Origin of the sequence: Mycobacterium sp. E3298 (assembly GCF_001666895.1) — a bacterium.
Lineage (GTDB): Bacteria > Actinomycetota > Actinomycetes > Mycobacteriales > Mycobacteriaceae > Mycobacterium.
This window is the reverse complement of sequence record NZ_LZJB01000402.1, coordinates 1-1,598: the sequence shown is the minus strand read 5'-3', so window position 1 is coordinate 1,598 and position 1,598 is coordinate 1. Positions and strand designations below refer to the sequence as shown.

General features: G+C 72.3%; 1 protein-coding gene and 2 pseudogenes. All 3 read right to left on the bottom strand.

Annotated elements, in window-relative coordinates; all coding sequences use genetic code 11:
• A pseudogene (locus tag A9X05_RS19215) lies at positions 1 to 193 on the bottom strand (amidohydrolase); the annotation flags it as partial.
• A 24-nt stretch (positions 194 to 217) separates the two neighbouring features.
• Entirely contained in the window at positions 218 to 985 is a 768-nt protein-coding gene (locus A9X05_RS19210) for a fructosamine kinase family protein (RefSeq protein WP_067783420.1), read from the bottom strand.
• Positions 982 to 1,598 (bottom strand): annotated as a pseudogene (locus A9X05_RS19205) (acyl-CoA synthetase); the annotation flags it as partial. The gene A9X05_RS19210 and the pseudogene A9X05_RS19205, both read right to left, overlap by 4 nt.

Below are 1,598 nucleotides of genomic sequence, written 5' to 3'. Positions count from 1 at the left end.
CCTGGCCGCCGGGGCCGCGCCACGCGCTGAGCAATCCGAAGCGCACGCCGGCGGCGTCCATAGTCGCGATGCTCGCCTCGATCGGGACGTCGGCGTCGGGGATGGCGTCGCCGGTCCACCGCCGCAGGGATGCCAGCATGTCGCTGCGCAGGAACCGCGCAGTGGGGTGCTGCATCCACACATCGACCGTCATCGCGATCAACAGTAGACGCCGGCGCTACAGGGCCAGCGCGGCGCGGGCGCAAGCGTGCGTCCGCTGAGCGTGCCCGCCGCCGAACAGCACGACGTGCGCCAAAAGCGGGAAAAGCTGGTGTAGCCCGATGCGGTTGCGCCAGCCGGCCCGCAGGGGCCGCGCCCGCTCGTAGCCGTCGACGATGGTGTCGTAGTGCGGGCAGCCGAACAGCGCGAGCATCGCCAGGTCGCTCTCGCGGTGGCCGGCGTGCGCGGCCGGGTCGATCAGCACCACCCCGTCGGGCGTCCACATCACGTTGCCGCCCCACAGGTCGCCATGCAACCGGGCGGGCCGGTCATCGTCGTCGAAATCGCCGGCGCGGCACCGCCTGACGACGGAGTCGATCGCGTCGCGGGTGGCGGCGTCGAGCCGCGCCGCCGCCAGGTCGGCCATCGGCGCCAGCCGCTCCTCGGCGTAGAACTCGCCCCAGCGGCTGTGCCGCCGCAGCGACATCGGCAGCGGCTGGGAAAGCGGCCCGAAGAACCCGGGCCCGTCCCATCCTTCGGGCCCCGCTCCGAACGCGGGGGCGCCGGCATCATGCGTGACGGCCAACCGGCCACCGAACGCGCGCGCCGCCTCGGGCGTCGGCGTCACCGAGTCAAGCCGCCCCAGGGTCAGGCTCGTCGGATCGACGGAAACCACTTGGGCGCAGGGCAGGCCGCCGTCGACGCCGGCCAGCCACCGCAGCCCGGCGGCCTCCCACCCGAAGTAGCCGCTGGGGGCGGCGGGGTGTTGCTTGACGAAGTGGGTCAAGCGGTTACGTGCGCGGCGTGCACGTCGTCGGCGGGCCGCGCCTCGGTCTGCTCCTTGGCCCAGCGGTAGTCGGGCTTGCCGGCCGGTGAGCGCTTGACCTCGTCGACCAGCCAAAGGCTGCGGGGCACCTTGTATCCCGCGATCTCGGAGCGCACGAAGCGGTCCAGTTCGGCGAGCGTCGGGCGGGCGCCCGGTCGCGCCTGCACGACGGCGGCCACGTGCTGGCCGTACCGGGGGTCGGGCACGCCGACCACCAGGGCGTCGAAGACGTCGGGGTGGCCCTTGAGCGCCGCCTCGACCTCCTCGGGGTAGATCTTTTCGCCGCCGCTGTTGATCGACACCGAGCCGCGACCCAGCATCGTGACGGTGCCGTCCTCCTCGACCAGCGCCCAGTCGCCCGGGATCGCGTAGCGCACCCCGTTGATTGTCTTGAACGTCTCGGCCGTCTTCTTCTCGTCCTTGTAGTAACCGACCGGGATGTTGCCCTTCTTGGCGATGAACCCGCGCACCCCGGAGCCCGGCTTGACCTCGTTGCCGTCCTCGTCGAGCACCACCGTGCGGTGGTCGATGGTCACGCGCGGGCCGCCACTGTGCGGGGCGTCTTTCGCCACGA